This is a genomic window from Pelatocladus sp. BLCC-F211 (genome assembly GCF_041928655.1).
Classification (GTDB): domain Bacteria; phylum Cyanobacteriota; class Cyanobacteriia; order Cyanobacteriales; family Nostocaceae; genus Pelatocladus.
The window spans coordinates 1-19,616 of record NZ_JBHFLM010000128.1 but is presented as its reverse complement, the minus strand read 5'-3'; the positions used below and the strand labels follow the sequence as shown (position 1 = coordinate 19,616).

Annotated in this window: 12 protein-coding genes; 1 reads left to right on the top strand and 11 read right to left on the bottom strand. The window is 43.3% G+C overall.

Annotated features, from left to right (window positions below; all coding sequences use genetic code 11):
• Window positions 1-256 precede the first annotated feature (256 nt).
• Window positions 257-1,459: a phosphoglycerate kinase gene (locus ACE1AT_RS15695; RefSeq protein WP_374869882.1), complete on the bottom strand. Its 1,203-nt coding sequence runs from the start codon at window positions 1,457-1,459 to the stop codon at window positions 257-259.
• 218 nt (window positions 1,460-1,677) lie between these two features.
• Between ACE1AT_RS15695 and ACE1AT_RS15690 the strand changes: the two genes are divergently transcribed.
• Window positions 1,678-2,088 carry a universal stress protein gene (locus ACE1AT_RS15690; protein WP_135106582.1) on the top strand — a complete coding sequence of 137 codons (411 nt, stop codon included), beginning with the start codon at window positions 1,678-1,680 and terminating at the stop codon, window positions 2,086-2,088.
• Between the two features lie 153 nt (window positions 2,089-2,241).
• Here ACE1AT_RS15690 and ACE1AT_RS15685 read toward each other — a convergent pair whose 3' ends face one another.
• The 10 genes from ACE1AT_RS15685 to typA form a co-directional block, all read right to left on the bottom strand.
• Window positions 2,242-4,149, bottom strand: coding sequence for an SdrD B-like domain-containing protein (locus tag ACE1AT_RS15685; RefSeq protein ID WP_374869880.1), 1,908 nt, complete (start codon window positions 4,147-4,149; stop codon window positions 2,242-2,244).
• 146 nt (window positions 4,150-4,295) lie between these two features.
• Window positions 4,296-6,491 (bottom strand): OmpA family protein, encoded by a 2,196-nt coding sequence (locus ACE1AT_RS15680; protein WP_374869878.1) that lies wholly within the window; start codon window positions 6,489-6,491, stop codon window positions 4,296-4,298.
• Between the two features lie 78 nt (window positions 6,492-6,569).
• On the bottom strand, window positions 6,570-10,169 hold the full coding sequence (locus tag ACE1AT_RS15675) for a hypothetical protein (RefSeq protein ID WP_374869876.1): 3,600 nt from the start codon (window positions 10,167-10,169) through the stop codon (window positions 6,570-6,572).
• Window positions 10,166-11,104: a hypothetical protein gene (locus ACE1AT_RS15670; RefSeq protein WP_374869874.1), complete on the bottom strand. Its 939-nt coding sequence runs from the start codon at window positions 11,102-11,104 to the stop codon at window positions 10,166-10,168. Before ACE1AT_RS15670 ends, ACE1AT_RS15675 begins: the two co-directional genes overlap by 4 nt.
• Before the next feature lie 1,864 nt (window positions 11,105-12,968).
• Window positions 12,969-13,610: a heterocyst differentiation related protein gene (locus ACE1AT_RS15665; RefSeq protein ID WP_374869872.1), complete on the bottom strand. Its 642-nt coding sequence runs from the start codon at window positions 13,608-13,610 to the stop codon at window positions 12,969-12,971.
• 371 nt (window positions 13,611-13,981) lie between these two features.
• Complete coding sequence (trpA, locus tag ACE1AT_RS15660) at window positions 13,982-14,782, bottom strand: tryptophan synthase subunit alpha (protein ID WP_374869870.1); 801 nt, start codon at window positions 14,780-14,782, stop codon at window positions 13,982-13,984.
• Window positions 14,783-14,897: 115 nt separating this feature from the next.
• Window positions 14,898-15,209: a DUF3007 family protein gene (locus tag ACE1AT_RS15655; RefSeq protein WP_374869868.1), complete on the bottom strand. Its 312-nt coding sequence runs from the start codon at window positions 15,207-15,209 to the stop codon at window positions 14,898-14,900.
• Window positions 15,210-15,232: 23 nt separating this feature from the next.
• Window positions 15,233-15,445: an NAD(P)H-quinone oxidoreductase subunit L gene (ndhL, locus tag ACE1AT_RS15650; RefSeq protein ID WP_026081724.1), complete on the bottom strand. Its 213-nt coding sequence runs from the start codon at window positions 15,443-15,445 to the stop codon at window positions 15,233-15,235.
• 117 nt (window positions 15,446-15,562) lie between these two features.
• Entirely contained in the window at window positions 15,563-16,738 is a 1,176-nt protein-coding gene (locus tag ACE1AT_RS15645) for a DUF58 domain-containing protein (protein WP_374869866.1), read from the bottom strand.
• A 422-nt stretch (window positions 16,739-17,160) separates the two neighbouring features.
• Entirely contained in the window at window positions 17,161-18,951 is a 1,791-nt protein-coding gene (gene typA / locus ACE1AT_RS15640; RefSeq protein ID WP_374869864.1) for a translational GTPase TypA, read from the bottom strand.
• Window positions 18,952-19,616 lie beyond the last annotated feature (665 nt).

The following is a 19,616-nucleotide window of genomic DNA, read 5'->3' as shown; positions in this document are numbered from 1 at the left end:
CCTTGATAATGTTGGGTTACTCTGCGATCAGCCGCGCAGGGCGCGTCTACGTTCCTCAAACGCCAGGTGCTACAACTCTTGGGACCCCCGCAACGCACTGGCTCCCCAACCTACGCTAGTTTTAGTTTTTAGCCTTAACTGAACCGTATAGATGTATAAGCTGTCGTTAGGTCACAATAATATTAGCTTGGTTACTGGGACTGGGAAAGAGTCTTCCCAATCACCAGTCCCCAATCCTTGTGACTTTTACCTGTTTTTACGCTTCGTCTAAAGCAGCAATTCCAGGTAATACCTTACCTTCTAGCAACTCTAAGCTAGCGCCACCACCGGTGGAAATATGGCTCATTTGATCGGCTAAACCGACTTTTTCGACTGCGGCTACAGAGTCGCCACCACCGATAATGGTGGTTGCACCGTTTTTGCCGATATCAGCCAAAGTACGTGCGATCGCTTCTGTACCAACAGCGAATTTATCAAATTCAAACACGCCCATTGGCCCATTCCAAACTACTGATTTACAATCAGCCAAAGCGTCTTGGAATAATTTCACAGAATCAGGGCCAATATCCAAACCCATCCAACCATCGGGAATGTTTTCAATACTAACGGTTTGAGAATTAGCATCAGCAGCAAAGTTATCAGCGACTACTACATCTGTGGGTAATAAGAAGGTAACGCCTTTTTCTTTGGCTTTCGCTTCCAAAGACTTAGCTAACTCTAGCTTGTCTTCTTCCACCAAAGACTTACCAACACTCAAACCACGAGCTTTGTAGAAAGTAAAAATCATCCCACCGCCGATGATGAGCTTGTCGCATTTTTCTAGCAGTGTTTCAATGACACCAATTTTGCTAGAAACCTTGGAACCACCGATGATTGCTGCTAAAGGACGTTGTGGACTTTCAATGGCGCTTTGCAAGTATTGCAATTCTTTTTCAACCAAATATCCAGCCACAGAAGGACTCAAAAATTGTGTTACACCCTCAGTGGAAGCATGGGCGCGGTGTGCTGTACCAAAAGCGTCGTTAACATATAAATCAGCGTTAGCTGCTAATTTCTTCGCAAATTCGGGATCGTTTTTTTCTTCTTCTTTGTAAAAACGAACATTTTCCAGTAACAGTACTTGTCCGTTTTGTAAAGACCCGACTTTAGCTGCAACATCATCACCGATGCAGTCATCAGTTTTAACAACTTCTTGTCCCAACAACTCAGAAAGACGTTTAGCAACCGGAGTCAGACGCAATTTTTCATCTACACCCTTGGGACGCCCGAAATGGCTTGCTAGAATCACCTTAGCTCCCTTCTGCACCAAATCTTGGATAGTTGGTAGAGCTGCGCGAATGCGAGTATCATCTGTAATGTTACCTGCATCATCTACAGGTACGTTAAAATCAACCCGTACAAACGCACGTTTTCCAGATAAGTCAGTTGCAGATAAATTTGCTAAAGTTTTCTTTGACACGTCACAAACCTCCTGATTGCCTTTTTGTTATGTTTTACATTTATTAGACCCTTTCTGTGATTGTACAGGAGTAGGTGGTGCAAAGAATTGTTAAGTGATTAGTTTCTTGTTAATTGTCTGCGGTGACAATACCAAAACATGTGGAGAAATAGCCACTCTCATGCTCTAACAAAAGCAGGAAGCAGACAGTAAATTATATCAAGCAACAGGTGAATGCAATGTTCAAAAAAGTTCTGTTTCCAATTGATCAAAGTCGGGAAACTCAGGAAGCGATCAATGTCGTGATTGATGTTGTCCAAAAGTACAACAGTCGTTTGGTGCTTTTGAGTGTGGTGGAAGAACCAGATACAGATGCACCAAAAGAGGATGTTGTTATGTCCTCACCAGAAAATGTTGCCAAACTGCTAGAGACTGCTAAAGTCGCGTTTTCCCAACAAGGAATTCAAACAGAAACAATTGAAAGACAGGGGAAACCCGCATTTGTCATTTGTGATGTAGCTGATGAGATAGAAGCAAATCTAATCGTCATGGGCTGTCGGGGACTTGGTTTAACTGACGAAGGCGCTCATGAGAGTGTTACGAATCGTGTGATTAATTTGTCTCCTTGTCCGGTGTTGATTGTAACGTGATTGGGCATGGGGCATGGGGCATGGGGCATTGGGCATTGGGCATTGGGCATTGGGCATTGGGCATTGGTGTTTATTCTCTCCCTTGTCTCCCTTGTCTTCCTTGTCTCCCTTGTCCCCATTACCCGATCCCTTTTCCCCTATCCCTTTTCCCCTCTAATCAACCGTCACCCGGAAGCGAATCAAACCAGTCTGTCCGCCGGGAATGTTGGCGGGTCCGACAACTACTGCACCTTGATTGTTGCTACTACCACAAATATTGGCAAACTCTTGTAGTGGTGCTAAAGGTGATAAGACTTGTCCTTGGTTGCTAATTCCAATCACGGAAAGGCTGTTAGAAACATAGCTGGTACCTGCTGGAATGAGATCGCAGAACCTAGCATTTTGCAGTTGCTGAGTACCATCAGCAAGAAAATAAACTGTATACTCGACTTGATCACCACTGCTTAAGGGTGGTTGGAGATTAATTTGACCAACAGGCGATCGCCCAGCTTGCTGTAATCTGTCGTCATCATTACTATTGGGGTCATTGATAAAAGTGTTGAAGCTGACACCACTGATGGGCTGATTATTTCTCAAACCATTGGTGATGCGCTTGACTATCCGCAGATTGGTTTCTCCAGATGCTCCCGCCTGACCTGGACGGAAACCAAAGTCAATGTTTAGATTTTCGGAATTGGCCTCAGTGATATTAGCCGTTAAAGTCGTGTTGGTCGTAGCTGTGAAATCACTTGGTTGTGTCACCTCTACAGTGTAATTACCTGGCTGCAAACCAGTAAACAAATAATTACCGTTGTTATCAGTACGAGTTGTACTCACGACTTGACCAGTACTATTCCGTAGAGTTAAAGTTACATTTGCTATTCCCGTATCACCATTATCAACACTACCGTTGCCATTTCGATCTGTGAAAACAAAATCTCCAATTGCACCACCAGGCGGTCGGCGCAAGCCAAAATCAACAGTATCTAAAGACTGACCAGGATTCAGTGTTACATCAACTTGCCTACCACCACCAGTTGTGACTTCTGGTAAATTAAAAGGAGGAGTGACAGTTACTCTGTAAGGGCCTGCTGGCAAATTGGTGAAAGAATAATTACCGCTAGCATTAGTATTTGTTGTCTGGGTGGTATCGTCGGCAGTACCTAGTTGTCCGTCAGCACCTGGTAAAGTTAGCGTGAGGGGAACATTGCCAACTCCTGGTTCACCTGGGTCTTGTTGACCGTTACCATTAGTATCATTAAAGACAGTATCCCCAATCGAACCTGGTGCTGAAGGCGCACAGATAGTTATATCAGCAACACCAATAGTTTCATCTTGTCCAGGTCGTTGATTTTCGACGTAGGACAATGGTCCACTCTGGTAGACAATCCGAATTTGGGTGACAGGTTGAGCAAATGTCGCAAAAACATTACCTAAATTCCGATCATTAGGTGAATTTCCTGGGTCTACACGCGGATCGGCTCCCCGTGCCACATTAGCGCTAACTATTTGAGCAACCGCACCAGCTCCAATATTAGTCAGGGTAACTGGTACACTTTGACCTTGGTTAAATGCAGTAACTGTAACTTGATCCTGATAGGGAAGTTCGTCTTGGCGATCGCGATCCACATCCAATAATGTTAAGGGAACAGGCAAAGTAACTGGTTGAGCAAAAGTGATAGTCAGCGTCGAATTACCGTCCCGATTTTGTGTAGCATCTATTCCCCAGCGCAAATATGGACTATTAATGCCACCATAGGGGCCAGGGACAACCCCGTAGGGAACCGGGCCAATAACTTGAGGTGGTTGATCTCGGATAAATCCCGCTGGGTTTTCCGTCATCTGAAAATTAGTGCTGACGCCCCCAATGTTGAAAGTTTGATTAAAATTTGCCGTTTGGAAATTGGTCGTTCCCCAATTGAGAGTTTCTTGTGTGGTACCCGCTGGACAACTTGTTTGTTGTGCAACAGCTTTTTGATTAGAAATACTTCCTTGTAGAGGAATTTGAGGAATAGCCAATAGCACTGCTAGCAGCGTACCCCCACAAGGATGAAAATTTAAATGTTTAAATAGAGCTTTCATTTCTTAGTTCCTAAATATTTCATTTGAAAATAGGGGTTAGTTAATGGGTAGAGACGCGATTAATCGCGTCTGTACATTAGTAGTAGTTAGTGGTGAGTGGTTGTGGTTATTCTTTTACATCCCCACTTCCCCCACTTCCCCGATTCCTACCTGGGAGCTTCTATTTGCAAGTCTTGTTCTTGTGGTTCTACGATAAGTTCGATACCTCGGACGTCTTTGTAGATGATTTCTGTACGGCGATCGCGTGCATAATCTACGCGGGTATTACCTTCTGTTTTCCGTTGAGTTTCACCGAAGGAACGAATGGTCATCCGTTCTGGACTAACACCCTTACGCAGTAGATAATTTCTCACAGCTAAGGCCCGACGTTTACCCAGTGCCAAGTTATACGCATTGCTGGCGCGGGGGTCGGTGTGACCTTCTAATTCGACCACGATGAAAGGATATTTTTGCAATACTACTGCTACCCGATCCAATACAGCAGCACTTTCTGCACTAATAAATGATTTATCTAAGGCAAAGTGGACGTTATTTGGTGCTTGGATGCGGATAATTTCTGGTGGTTCTGGTGGTGGTGGCGGTGGTGCTGGTGGTTCTGGTGGTGGTGGCGGTACTGGTCGAGAAGTACACTGTGGAGGCTGGGTTGGTTGAGAACTAGGCTTTAAATTCGGTTTTGTGCCATCAGTGCCAATAATTGCTGCCAGAGCCGGTTCCGATGTCCCATATTCCGGATCGGTGGCGATCGCACTGACTACATCTCCGGTTTGCAAGTTCTCGACTGTGGTGCTAAACTTACCACTCTTATCTACAGGTACGGTTGCTAATACTTCACTTAATGCGCCGTAACCCCGTTGATAATCACCTAAGCGGTAAATTGTCACTTGCGAACCGCGATCGGCTTTACCTTGTAAAGTGACGCTGTTACTTGTCGGCAAAAATGCCCTTTGTTTAAACTCTGGAGCATTAATCGCCCCATTCCCAGTTTCCAGGCGACGATTAGGGGAATCCCGGCGCGGATTGGGTCCATCTCCGATTTGAAAGTCGCTGACATCCAAATTTTGCTGGGTATTCAGGTCAATGCTCAAACCTTCTAACGCCGCAAATTTATTATTTTGAATAATATTCTTGACGCCTGGTTTTCTTTGACTAACATCATTCCTGGGAAAAGCCGACACCACGACCCCCGGCCCGGTTTGATAGTCAATTTCATTACCAACTACCTGGTGATTACTACCCATGAGGTAAACTGCTGCTCGGCGCAAGCGTCTACCGTTGTAAGTGATTTTGTTATTCTGGATTGCTACACTACCTTGAGGTTTGAATAGATACACACCAGCCCCATCATTACCACAAATCAAATTGCCTAAAATTTGCGACTGGTTGACCAAACCTTCAAATCTCAAAGCATCAGGCATCCCCGCAATACCATTGGCAACGAGAATATTTTCTTGCACTACCGTATTTTCACCACGTACTGATGTAATTACAGCACTGCCATCATGATAATAAATCCGGTTACGCCGGATTGTTGCTCCTTGGGAGTTAAAAACATAAACCCCAAATGCCGAGGTTTGCTCAGGCATTTGTTCATTAGTTGTTAATCCCAGCCAGTTGTTTTCAATCACAACATTTTTGGGTGGCACATCAGAGGCGCGGAAGGGAAAACTACTGTTGGGCGGTTTTTGACGGCTGATATCTGGAGGTGGAAAAGGGTGAGCAATGACAATATCTCCCGGTGGTGTAGTGAGAGTTACTGGTTTGGGGTCAGTGTCAAAAGCTATATTTCCCAAAATCTGTTTGATCGGTTTACCCGTAAAACCGTAAATACTCAAGCCGCGAATTGTTACACCATCAGCAACCACAGTCAAGCCGCGCAATATCTCTTTATTTGCTGCGGGGGTGATTGCTACTACTGGTACTGGAATGGCAATTTCCGCCGTTGCTGAACCTTTTGGATCGTATCCTGGTTGAGTTGAGCCATCGATCGCTAATCCGGGAGTGGCTAAATCTGGTAGTTGGGTTTGTAACTCAATGGTAGTTGTACCAGCAGGTAAATTAAACTCAATTCGAGAAGCACCAGTTGTGGTTGGTGTCACCTGTGCTTTCTCGGCTGCACTGAGTTTTGCTGTTGGTAGCGTACCATTAACGATCGCGATCGCTTCCCGTAAAGTTACGGCATTATCAGGGGTAGGACTCCCGTCTTGATTGCTATTTACCACCACTCGCACACCAGGAATGGGAGTTTGAGCCAAAGCAACTTCTGGAGGTAACAGGTACACAGTTAAAGGTAAAAGGTAAATTATTCCTTTTGCCTTCTTTCTTTTAAATTTCAACTTGGACATTACTCACTCCTATGACACCACGTCTGAAAACAATGAAGTATGAATCATGGATTATGAAGAATGACAAAATTTCATCCTTCATCCTTCTTTTTGCCCTCTGACTTGGGCCTGTTTCTGTTTCAAACGCTGAATCAATTTACTTTGGGATGTCTGTTTTCCAGGTTCAGTTTGCGCCGTTGGGATTTCCGACTCTTGTTCTTGCTTGGGTACTGGTTTTTGTAAACCAAAGCCACCTAAAAGTTCGTTTAACTTGAGGCTGATATTCACATATAAACCACCTTCGGAACGATAACCGGTAAAGTCGCGGTCATCCACACTACCAAAGCTGTAACCAAGACCCAAACGCAAATCAGGAGTGACGTAATATCCAGTTTCCACTGCAAAACCGAATTCGTCGTAGTCAGTGCCGCTATTAGAGTTTTGTCCAATCCATCGTCCTTCAACAGCTAAGTCATTGCGATAACCCAGTCGAAAAGCTGCCCGCAACTGTGCCAAGTTTGTACTACCGTCATATCTCTCATCGTCGAAGTAGGTGACGCCATTACGGAAAGCATATTTACCGTAAAACTCCCAGCGCCAATTGGGGGCATAAATACCCTCTGCGGAAAAGATATGACCTGTGGCTGTACTACCTGTAAGTTGAGTTTCGGGAATCGAATCAAAGTTTTGCCGCCACTCGTATTTCAGCAAGCCGTTGAATTTGTCGTTGGTGGGGTCGCGGTATGCCAAACCGATTTTGAGATTGGCTGTGTCTCCCAGTTCCTGAAACCTGATCCCGTTTGTATCGATACTATTGACGGTACTAGGAAGGTAGACGTTTGCTTCTCCTGCTTGTTGGAAACGGACTAAGGCTGTTAAAGCTGGAGAGATTTTTCCGGCGGCGGCAGCGGAAATTACCAGGTTATTACCTTGATCACCATCACGATATTCAAAATCGGCACGGGCTTTTAAATTAGGATTATCGGTGTATTCAAATCCCAGGCTGTAGACGGAACCAGAAAACAGTCCTAAAGTTGAAGCAGTTTGACCAACTGCGTAGTATTGCGGATATCTATCTCCGGCTGCTGTACCATTAAAGATATTCTTGAATACGTATTGATAACCCAGGTTGACTTTTAATCCGGGTGCAACCTTCCAACCCTGAGCCACGCCGAGAGCGCCTTGTCCCTGCAAGCCACCAAAGCCAGAGAGTACAGAATAACGACCCAGCAGGGAAGTATTATCTGATAATTTTTGATCGACAATCGTGTCTAAGGTGGTGAGGGAATTCCCTGGTAGTAATTCGCTGTCGTCATAAAATTGGTGTGCTAGTCGGAATGTCACTCCTTCAGCAGCTTTCCAGTCCAAACCTAAAGTAGTCCGGTTGGGATACAAGGGGTCAGAGTCACCCAAATTCAGTTCGTTTTGGGCTTGGAAAGTCAAGGTATCTGTCAATGGGAACTTCAAACGGGATACAATCTGACTCGCATCACCATCTAAGTCATTACCAACACGGTCATCACGAGAACGGTTGACGTATTCCAGGCTGAGATCACTATCACCCAGCTTTTGCAGAATTCCGGCTCGGAAGGTTCTCAGTTCGTTACTGACTCGTTCACCAGGACGGTTTTGTGGCTGTGGGTCGAATAAATCAAAGAAGCTAGTAATGGAACCGGGTGCAGTACCATAGTTTTCTTCGACGTCGTAGGCAAGTCTAAAGCTAGTCAACTGACTCAGTCTGGCTAGTAAAGATGCTCCGTAGCGGGTTTGTCCTGGTGTAAAGCTAAAAGTGGCGTTGTTGGAGAAATTCGGCTCGACGGCGCGATAGTAAGCTTGACCGAAAAGATTTTCTGTGATGTTGCCAAAAGCCTCTAAGCGGTAAGCGTTACCACTGGCTTCTTCCCCAGTAATCAGATTGTTATTGGAGTGGGCAAATTCCCCGACTATCTTACCTGCATTTCCTAAAGAGATTAAGAAATCTCCCCCGAACAGTTCAAAATCTTGGTCGCCTTGGTCTTCCCGCAGATAACTAACAGCGCCGAAAGTTTTATTGGTGAAATCGTTGGAGAAGTTATATTGCAGGCGTCCACCCAGGAGGTTGGAGTCTTCGCCGCCTTCATTCTGGTAGGTGACGACAATGCGTCTAACTAAAGTTGAACCAAAGGGGTTGAGTTCTGTGGCAAAGACTGGACGATTAAACCGCACTGTGCCGCGATCGTAGTCAATCTCGTAGTCTGCACCACGTATCATCTGTTTGCGTTCTACCACCGTACCAGGACGGTTAATTTCCTCTGCTTCGAGATAAACAATTTCACTGCCAGGAACTAATAGACGTTTGGAAAGGAAGTAGTAACCACCAGTACCATCAGGAACGATGGTATCCCGTTGGAAACCTTCAATATTGTTGGCGTATAAGCCTGTGATTTGCAGGTTGCCCAGATTGTAGTTGGCTTTGAAACCGTGGAGTTGGCGAGAGGTAGCTGTATACAGTTGGGAGGCGCGAGCAAATTCATTAGTGGTGTAGTCGCCCCACATGAAATAATCTGGTTCTGCTCCCACTATCGAGGGAGTACGTTCTAAACGAGCGTAGAAACTGTCAATCGAAGGGGTGGTGGGGGTAGCGGTGGAACTATCGCCGTAAACTGGATAGGGTTGTTCGCAGAACTGCGTACCACCAAACAGGCGATTGTTACCCTCACAGTCTTGATTGATGGCGCGATCGCTATTGAATGCACCTGTAAATAACCAATCTCCGATTTTTCCTGTAGCAAAAGCAGCTCCATAAAAATCTACGGTTGTGCCTTTGTCTATCTCGTTGGGATTGAGAAATTCTTGCAAGCTTCCCCAATAATTAGTTCCTCCTGGCCCAATCCGCAAATTCAGTACCCCTGTTACTAGGGAAGGTCGCAGATAGGTACTGAATTCAATTTGGGTGTAGGCTTCTATGGGTACTTGGGCAAATTCCTCTAGCCAGGAATTATCTGTCTGTTGGGGAAAGGTGGGATTTTTGATATCACCCAATTCTCTCGGAACATTGAGCGATGGTTTTTTGATCTTGTCGATCGCGGCTCGAATTCTGACTTGTTGGGGTTTGATGTCTGATTGTAAGGTGGCAATGAATTCCCCATCAATCACACGCACCTGAAACCCGCCCTGGTCTTTGTCTTGGTCGGCGCCAACGAATTTACCAGCGCTGGTGGTGAGGGTTGCGATCGCATCTTTGCGAATAATCTCACCTTTTTCATCAATAATTCTTCCTTGCAGTTTAATTGTGGAGCGTCCATCGGCTTGCACACGCGGATCGCCTACAGGTGTGATTTCCAGCGTGATTTTTGATTTACCTGGACTCGTAGCAGGGGTAGTTATTGGTGAATTCTCTGTTGCTGGTGTTGTCTCTGGTGTTGGAGAAGTGGGTTGTTGTTGGATTGGTGAGTTAGGGTTTTGTTGAAATTCAATTGTCGGATCTTGTTGAAATACCGAGTTAGGATCACCGGAAGATGGTGAATTCTGAGCAATCAGGACAGGGGAAGACGCGGAGATTTGTTTCTCTGTGTCCTCACGTCCCCGTGTCGGAGTGTTTCCTTGTTTTCCAGAGACTACACTGGCAAAAACTGCGTTGGGAGAAACAAATAGTAAGGAAAGACCAAAAAGGTAAAAGAAAGAATTTTGATTTTGGTAAAGCTTTTTGATTTTTTTCATCGTTTCCCCCCTGAGAACGCAGGCGTAACCCCAAAATTGACTCTTGCCATACCACTGGGCGCTAGTTTGACCAAGCGAGACTGGCTGTTGCTTTCGATAAAGTATTTATTCGGTGCCAGGGCATAGCCAGGTAAGCTTGTCAAATCTAGGGCTGCTGTCCGATAACCTGCAACGACATTGGCTAAAGAGAATAAACCATTAGCATCGGTAATGATCCGGTTGCCATCATCCAGATAAATCACAGCATTTGGTACACCTGGTTCGTTCGGCTGCTGTTCACCGTCAAAGTTTTTATCGACAAATACACGTCCAATTAAGGTGCCACAGTCAGACAAGATACCTGGTCGAATTCGTAAGACATAGCTGGCTTGGTTACTGGTAAGATTACCTGCTCTAGCTTGGGCTGTGTTTCTACCATCGCCCCGAATTGCATCTGGTGTAACCTCAGCAGCATAATTGACTATCAAGCTTTGATTGGGTTGGAGTCCTTCATTGGAGTTGATGGTGACTGTCCGACTTGAACCAGTGGTTGCGCTCAAGTTTACAGGTCTATTTCCTATCGAACCTTTGAGCGACTTGGAAATAAAGCGCATTCCCAAGGGTAATCTATCTGTGATTGATATCTGGTTGGTTGGGGAGTTACCAGTATTGCGAATCGTCAGAGTATAGATGACTGTATCACCCGGTTCGGCAGCTGCTCTGTCTGCTGTTTTGATGATTTCTAGTGCTGCTTGACTAGCGCTCAAAGTTACCTCATTGGAGTTAACTACCCTTCCTGTCGGACTATCAGGAAGATTATCTGCACTACCACGAGCAGTATTTGTGATCACGCTTGTTTGGGAAAAAGCTGGAAAAATCCCGAAAGTAAAAATACTAAAAATGTAAAAAGGACAAAAGAGGCTCCAATGCCTCAACCATGAAATTTTAGAAGTCATTGGAAGGCATTAATTAATAACAGCAGTTTTTCCAATATTTAGGGTTTTTAATCAAAAAACCAGGAATTATTGTGATTTTCAAACAATCTCAACTACATCTGTTAAATAGATACGTATAACAGCGTTGGAGAATAATTCAGTTAAACCACAAATGATTTTGAAGTCACAGCAGCTTGCTAGTGCTTCGGAACTTCTTTTCTGTTGGTTTGCAAAATAAATCTTGCGAGTAAGATGGAAAGACAACAGACTGAATTGTTTACTTGATAATGGAATCGCAATTTCACCGCCCTTGAGTAAGATTATTTTTTTGTGATGGGAGTCTAATTATCTCAGATTTGTGACTGTAAATAATGCAGATGTTTGAATAACATGACAAATACTGTCTTTAATCTTGTATTGTCATGAGGTAAGACCACTGAAATAACCCTACTCTGATTAAATAACATAGCTATTACAGCACTATCGTTGCAGCGAAGACATGCCAGCAACGAAGGAATAATACAATAATTAGCTCTATTGAATAAAGCACAAACTTATTTAAGTTTTGTCTTTAGAACACTGAACTCTCACGGAGTCACAACTAGGGAGAACTTTAATTAAAGTATTGCCAAACAGAGAGATCATGAATTAGGTGATGGGGGAATTCCGCTATCAACCTAATTGATGGTCACATAGTCATGACAGTTATTTAACCTGGCTCTTAAGTTAATACGTTTCTGATGCAAAATCTCAAAAACGCCGTTCTCAATAAACTAGGCTAAATTTTATTTTTAAAATCGCACTTCAGTAATATTACCCACAAATGAATTATAAGCAATCAGGGTTATAAAAAATTATTCAGTATTTTTTATTATCTTTACAAAAGAGAATCTACGCGTAACAGAATATTCACTGATACAAAGAAATAAATGTTAAATAAGATACTATTCTTGTTAATAGATTTAATCTTAAATACAGATTGCGTTTAACTTACCAAATACTTGCCATATCTTTATTTTAAAAATATTTCAATCTCATATTATATAAATAATATCGTCAATTAAATTTAAACTTTGGTGTTTTAGTTTACCATTGTCTGGTTTTAGATAAATGTATATATTCGCTTTTTTCTTTAAATAAAATGTAAAAAAATATAATAGTAACAATGATCGGTACTGAATTGCTCATAACTAAGTTAGGACAGACAATTATGAAACTGTCCACTTATATATACAAAGACTTTTGTGTATTTCTCTTTTCAGAGAAATACATCTGCAAAAATTTATGCTTTTTGGCAATCAAAAATAAACCACGTCTACTTTGAGAACTGTAGTTTTGTAGTAGTTTTGTAGGTTGGGTGTAGCGACAGCGAAACCCAACATTATAGTCTGGTTAATGTTGGGTTACACTCTGTTCCACCCAACCTACATAATGTCCTTTTTGAAAAACTCCTCTTTTCAAGATGGACGAGGTTTAACTAATAAATATTCACAAAAAATATCTATCAGAATTACTCTGTGAGCAAACACAAATTCATCTATGACAGGCTTGGTTTCTCGATTTCAAAGCCTATCCATAGAATAACTATTAGGTCAGAGTGTGATTATACCAAAAAATATTGTCATTCACAAAAACTATACTTGTATAATGTTCGCTTGAATAATTGTATTATTCGTCGAGGTCGGTAATTGGTAATTGGTAATCGGTAATGGGAAAAACCAATTAAATAAACTCAATGACTAAGCTTTTTATCGCAAGCAATTAGCCGAACTTGATATAACTTAGAAGCGCAAGCGGATTTTCGCAATGTACACCGATGCACACCGATGAAATTGTAGTTTATCTAAACCACAAGAACTGTTATTTATTCTTTTAGACGACTAACTTAATAGGTGTCGTCATATTCTGGTGCATCAACTCGTCTTGCTTCTGTCCGGGGTGGTAGGAATTCAGTTCGACGCACAGGAGCTAAAGGTGGTGTCGAACCGTTGTAGGGATGAATCACCTGAACAGTACGAGTAGAACGTTGTTTAGGAGAGAATAAAGATAAGACTCCAGCTACGACAATACCACCACCAATGGTCAGAGACATACCTCCCACAGCCCAAACTATGGGTGAAGACCACCAGCGATTTTGAGATTGTTCTTGCTGCTGCAACTGTGCTGTATTATTTTGGTTTTGCAATTGCTGCTGATAGTAAGCAGCAGCATTTTGAGCATTTGCGGCTTGAACTTGAAGTTGCTGAAGCTGCATTTTGAGTTGGTCATTTTCCCGCTTGAGCATGTCGTTTTCCATCTTTGCTCGTTCGACGGCGACACTCTGATCAGGATTGGGGCTTACGGGTGGGCTTTGGGGGGGTGCTGGGTAGGGTTGATAGTAAGGTGATTGTGCTTGCGGCACTAAATTGGGTATTTGAGGAATTGCAATGTTTGGTTGTTGCAGAGATGTTCCTGTCCCTTTTAGCAAAAGGATAGCCGCTAGCCCAGCAACAGCAACGCCGCCGATAAATGCCATACTTTCACTCATCGCCTTGACCCCTATACAGCGACGTAACTACGGTTTTTTGGAATCTAGACACTCTCACACTCATATAAATGTACACTTTACTGAACTATACACACCCGGTACTCAACTACTGCATAATACTCTATATTTTAATGCCCCGTATCTGCTTTATATATTCAAGACTATATTTGTTAAATTGTCTACCAAGCTTAGGGGAAAAACTTGATAAATAGAGACAGGAGAAAAAACTAAAAAGAAGAAAGCAGAAGATAAAACTTGCTCTGGGTGGGAGTTTTACTGGTTTATGGTTGATGTTTCAGTATCTCCATATACTTATTACTTTTTTTTAACTAACTTCTCAGTAATATTTCTGTATCTGTCCCTAAATTAATTTATGAACTAGCGATCGCCTGCTTCAAATTTTGACAAAACGAGGCGATTTCATCTAATCCCTCTTGGGATGTTCCTTGGCTGAGTCGTTTGACAAACGCACTACCAACAATAGCTGCATCTGCACCCCAGTCTTTAACTTGTCGGGCTTGTTCTGGTTGGGAAATACCAAAACCAACACCAATGGGTTTATCTGTCACACTACGAATTTGCTTGAGCAAATCTGACACTCGCGATTCCATTTGCGATCGCATTCCCGTGACACCTGTAACACTAACTAAATATATAAATCCTTGGGAGGCGCGGGCAATTGCTGCAATGCGTTCCGCAGAACTGGTGGGAGCTACCAGTAAAATTACATCAATGCCGATTTTTGCTGCTGGTTCGAGTAAATTAGCGGCTTCTTCTAAAGGTAAATCTGGAACCACTAAACCAGCTACACCAGCAGTGGCGATTTGTTGGAGAAAATTTTCTATACCCCGATTCAGAATAGGGTTGTAGTAGGTGAAAAGAATAATTGGCGATCGCAAACTCGGAGTAGTTCCTTTCACCATTTCTAGCACTTGGTCTAAGGTTATTCCTCGTTCTAAAGCACGGGTAGCTGCGGCTTGAATCACTGGCCCATCCGCCAGAGGATCAGAGTAGGGAACACCCAACTCAATTATGTCCGCGCCACTGCTATCTAGAGTTCGCAAAGCTGCTGCGGTTGTTTCTAAATCTGGATCGCCAGCAGTAATAAATGGAATCAAGGCGCACTTACGATTTTGTTTGAGGGTTTCAAAGCAGTCGGAAATTACTGTCATTGGTCATTAGAGACGCAATTAATCGCGTCTGTACAATGGTCATTGGTCATTAGTCATTGGTCATTAGTCATTAACTTGAGGACAAATGACAAACAACAAATGACAAATGACAATTTTACACCTGCGAATCCTTTTCTTGTTCTATCTCAGCTTGAATTTTTGCGAGTTCTTCGGGTGAGAGTTCGTCTAAGCGCTTTTGGAAATAAGCCTGTTCGTATTGATCGCGCTGTTGATGGTAGGTCATTTTGTGGTTAACAGCCCGGAAAATATAAGTCATCAACCAGCCAATTAACCCACCGACTAGGAAGACTTGACTCCAGATACCTGCTTCTAAATTATCCAGACCAGCCAATTGCAGTACTAGATAGGCCAAGCCACCTGTCATAAAAACACCAAAAACAATACCCACAGCGTCAAGACGTCGCATAAGTATATGACCTACCAACTCAATTACGCTTCAATTTGCCGCCGTTTCGGTCGTATATTTACAAACGGTGACAGAACTAGCAAACCCGGAAAGAAGAAGAACACCAGAAAATACATGAATGCGCGTTCTATAGAGCTAGCTACATACCAACGCTGATTCAGATAGAACAGTACGGCCACGGGTATAACTAACAAATAAGCTCCGGCCAAAACCAAATAGAGCAACGGTACTATAATTCCTTCTCCAATCATTAGTTTTCCTCTTTCCGCAAAAATTGCCAAAGGGTGCATCTGTTTTCCATCATAGTACTTCCTTGCACTGCTTATTAGACCTCTTGCAAAAATAAAATAACCTTATACCCCTACACCCGCTTTCAAATCAGCCTGTTGTAACTGGAGTTGTAGTGGCTGCTCTGGTTGTACAACTATACCGGGATAGTCTCGATTGACTACTACTTGTTCTGTTGGTGTTTGCAGACTTTGCCATAATAACCAACGGCTACCACTAGGAAGCAAACAGAGAGTAGAGGGGTTTTGAGTCAGCCAAATCAATGGGTCGCTTGTGGGAGGGAGATTTGTTGCATCTTCACCAGAATTGGTTGCTGCTAAGGTTTCCATAACAACGCGATCGCCTTTGACTAAACCTGTAGATGCTGTCCACAGTTGTATTTGTATTTGCTGTTTTTGTGCATAAATATACAATGAAGCTGCGGCAATTACCGCCCCCTCAAAACTAGACTCTTCCCATTTTCCACTGCTATCCAGAGCAATCACCATTTGTTGCCCAGCAGTAACTATTTCCAACTCTCGTATACGTAATTCTCCGTAACGAGCGCTGCTACGCCAGTGAATTAGACGCATCGGATCACCTATGCGATAAGGACGTAGCGATCGCACGAGTCCTTCATTTGCTGTCTGCAAAGGTACACCACGAGGATCACCCTGGCGGCTATCTTCTTGCCCAATTCTATCAACCAGAGGACAACTGGTAAGGTTTAACACTGTGGGATAGACTATCGCCTTTGCAGTACACTCGCGCTGGCGACGACACCAAAACAGCCCCAAAGGCGCACCACTAGCAAGTTCAACAGTTTGCCAACGATAAATACCTCGACGTTCGGTAGGATAATAATACACCCAATGGTAACTATTTTGAGGCAAGATCGTTTCTATGGCTTGCTGTTGTGGTTTTCCCAAAATGAAAGGTACCACATCTGCAACTTGCAGCAAATTAACAGCCTTCTTTGTCGGATTGATAATATCTAATTCAATTTTCAAATCGTCTCCAGCTGTGACTGCTTGGATTGGATGGCGCTTAACTATTAAATTAAATAGCGATCGCGGTGGTAAGACAGCAGCTATGAATAGTAAAGCGAAGCTAACACCACTAATCGCATAAAGCCAACCAGCCATTGTATTCATCGCTGCTCCAAAAAAGCAAATAGCAACTCCCCCCAATACCCAACCACTATACGTAGGAGTAGAAGCACGAATCTCTAACCAATTAGTAATATATTTGATGATTTTCATAACTTGCTGTTTGTTGTTTGTTTTTTGGAATAATTACCTATCAACCAACAACTTAACCTATCAATTTCTGAAATTCACAATACATAAGTGTTTTACTGAAGAGTTGATGAAGTTAATTCTTAAATCAGTATATTAACGAGTTAGATTTACACTGTAATAGGACTTACGCAAAATCATGAAAAAACTAACCACATAGACGCGTCAGTTCTGTATCTGGGAGTGAAAATGAATGTAGAGACCTAGCACTGCTACGTCTCTACAAGGTTTCTGGATAACGCATATTTAATTTTTGGAGATGTCTATTGTAATTTTCCCCAATATCTTCAGTCGCACAGCTTGTATTTGTCATTGTACAAATTCTAATTACACAAAAAAATAGAGACGTGCCATTGACACATCTCTAAATATAACTTCAGTATTACTTACCGTTTCGCTAACTTCTTCGCCATCTTCCGCAGACGAATTGACTGAGGTGTAACTTCCACCAATTCATCAGGGCCGATATATTCCAAAGCACGCTCTAAACTCATTTCCACTGGTGCTTGCAACTGTACTAACTCGTCACCACTAGCAGCGCGGTGGTTAGTAAGCTGCTTGGTTTTGCAGACATTCAAATCTAAGTCTTGGGGACGGTTGTGTTCACCAACAATCATACCCTTGTAGACTTTTGTTCCTGGTGTGATAAAGAATACACCTCTATCTTCAGCGTTTCTCATGGCGTAGAAGGTAGAAACCCCTTCCTCAAAGGCAATCAGCACACCTTTATTACGGGCTTCAATATCACCACTGAGTGGGCGGTAATCTAGGAAACTGTGGTTCATGATTCCTTCGCCTCGTGTCATCCGCATGAATTCACCCCGGAATCCAATTAAACCACGGGCGGGAATGACAAACTCAAGTTGAGTGCGTCCGTTACCACCGACTTGCATGTCTTGCATTTCACCGCGACGTTGTCCGAGACGTTCGATACAGCTACCAACACCATCTTCGGGAACGTCCAGTACTAGGAGTTCGTAAGGTTCACAGGGTTGACCATTAACTTCGCGGTAAATTACCTGTGGCTGAGATACTTGGAACTCGTAGCCTTCACGGCGCATGGTTTCAATTAAGATACCCAAGTGTAATTCACCACGACCGGAAACGAGGAATTTGTCGGGAGAGTCGGTTTCTTCAACCCGGAGGGCGACGTTAGTTTCTAGTTCACGGAAAAGGCGATCGCGCACTTGTCGAGATGTCACCAGCTTACCTTCTTGACCAGCAAAAGGTGAATCGTTCACCCAGAAGGTCATTTGTAATGTTGGTTCATCGACTTTGATTAGTGGTAAAGCTTGAGGTTCGTTAGGATCAGTTATTGTTTCACCAATATTCGCATCAGCAAAACCAGCCACTGCCACAATATAACCAGCAGAAGCTTCTTCCATTTCAACTCGCTTCAAACCTTCAAAGCCCATCAACTTAGTAATTTTGGCTTTGACAATGTTACCATTTTCTGTCACCAAAGCGGCTTGCTGTCCCATACGGATGACACCGTTGTGGATTCTACCAATGACAATCCGTCCCAGATATTCAGAATAATCCAGGGTGGTAACTTGCAGTTGTAATGGCTTGTTGACATCACCCACTGGTGGTGGAACATGACGCAAAATCGCATCAAATAGGGGTTGCATGTCCTTGGGTTCGTCCTCCAGATCATCTTTAGCGTAACCACTTAAACCAGAGGCGAACAAATAGGGGAAATCACATTGGTCTTCGTCTGCACCTAGTTCTAGGAACAGGTCTAAGACTTTATCAATTGCGCCGTAGGGGTCTGCTTGCGGACGGTCAATTTTATTGACAACGACAATCGGGCGGAGTCCTTTTTCTAAGGCTTTTTTCAATACAAAGCGGGTTTGTGGCATCGGCCCTTCATTAGCATCGACAATCAGGATGCAACCGTCAACCATCCCAAGTACCCGTTCCACTTCGCCACCAAAGTCAGCGTGTCCGGGAGTGTCAACAATATTGATCAGCGTTTCTTTGTATTTAACAGCCGTATTCTTAGAAAGAATAGTAATCCCTCGTTCCCTTTCCAGGGCGTTGGAGTCCATGACGCAATCCGGAACGTCTTCCCCTTCACGGAAAATGCCGGATTGTTTGAGAAGAGCATCAACGAGGGTTGTTTTGCCGTGATCTACGTGGGCGATAATAGCGACGTTGCGGATTGGGAGCGTCATAATAAGCGCGTTCCAGTACTTTAAGAGGGGTTACAGTTTATATATAGTGGTGGACTGCTTTAACAGAATTTGAGGGAAAATACAGATTCTGTAAATAAGCCTTAACAATTCTACAATTCTATCGTAATCTAAATTATTCTAAGGCAACGAAAAACCTTCAAGCTTGTCGTTTGTAGTGAGGACTTCAGTCCTCTTCATCGCTGCTGTCACGGTTGGAGCCGCTGACTACAAAATCCGTATACTTTGTTTGTGTAGCAGAATACTCTTAAATAAGAAATTATTTAACGTTTATCAGCTTTGAAATTTGCTGCTTTGTCTCTATCGAGAGCTTAACTAAACCACGTATACTTTGAGAACTGTAGTTTTGTAGTCTGGTTAATGTTGGGTTACACTCCGTTCCACCCAACCTACATAATGTCCTTTTTGAAAAACTCCTCTTTTCAAGATGGACGAGGTTTATATCGTCCTTTGCACTGTAGTGTTGAGCTGCTTTAGACTTTGAGAGGTATTACGTAGTCTATAAGCCAATACGGTTCAGTTAAGGCTAAAAACTAAAACTAGCGTAGGTTGGGGAGCCAGTGCGTTGCGGGGGTCCCAAGAGTTGTAGCACCTGGCGTTTGAGGAACGTAGACGCGCCCTGCGCGGCTTCTCGCAGAGTAACCCAA

Coding starts and splice junctions, on each gene's coding strand:
- ACE1AT_RS15690 (WP_135106582.1), top strand. CDS start 1,678: ATGTTCAAAAAAGTTCTGTTTCCAATTGATCAAAGTCGGGAAACTCAG.
- ACE1AT_RS15685 (WP_374869880.1), bottom strand. CDS start 4,149: ATGAAAGCTCTATTTAAACATTTAAATTTTCATCCTTGTGGGGGTACG.
- ACE1AT_RS15680 (WP_374869878.1), bottom strand. CDS start 6,491: ATGTCCAAGTTGAAATTTAAAAGAAAGAAGGCAAAAGGAATAATTTAC.
- ACE1AT_RS15675 (WP_374869876.1), bottom strand. CDS start 10,169: ATGAAAAAAATCAAAAAGCTTTACCAAAATCAAAATTCTTTCTTTTAC.
- ACE1AT_RS15670 (WP_374869874.1), bottom strand. CDS start 11,104: ATGACTTCTAAAATTTCATGGTTGAGGCATTGGAGCCTCTTTTGTCCT.
- ACE1AT_RS15665 (WP_374869872.1), bottom strand. CDS start 13,610: ATGAGTGAAAGTATGGCATTTATCGGCGGCGTTGCTGTTGCTGGGCTA.
- trpA (WP_374869870.1), bottom strand. CDS start 14,782: ATGACAGTAATTTCCGACTGCTTTGAAACCCTCAAACAAAATCGTAAG.
- ACE1AT_RS15655 (WP_374869868.1), bottom strand. CDS start 15,209: ATGCGACGTCTTGACGCTGTGGGTATTGTTTTTGGTGTTTTTATGACA.
- ACE1AT_RS15645 (WP_374869866.1), bottom strand. CDS start 16,738: ATGAAAATCATCAAATATATTACTAATTGGTTAGAGATTCGTGCTTCT.
- typA (WP_374869864.1), bottom strand. CDS start 18,951: ATGACGCTCCCAATCCGCAACGTCGCTATTATCGCCCACGTAGATCAC.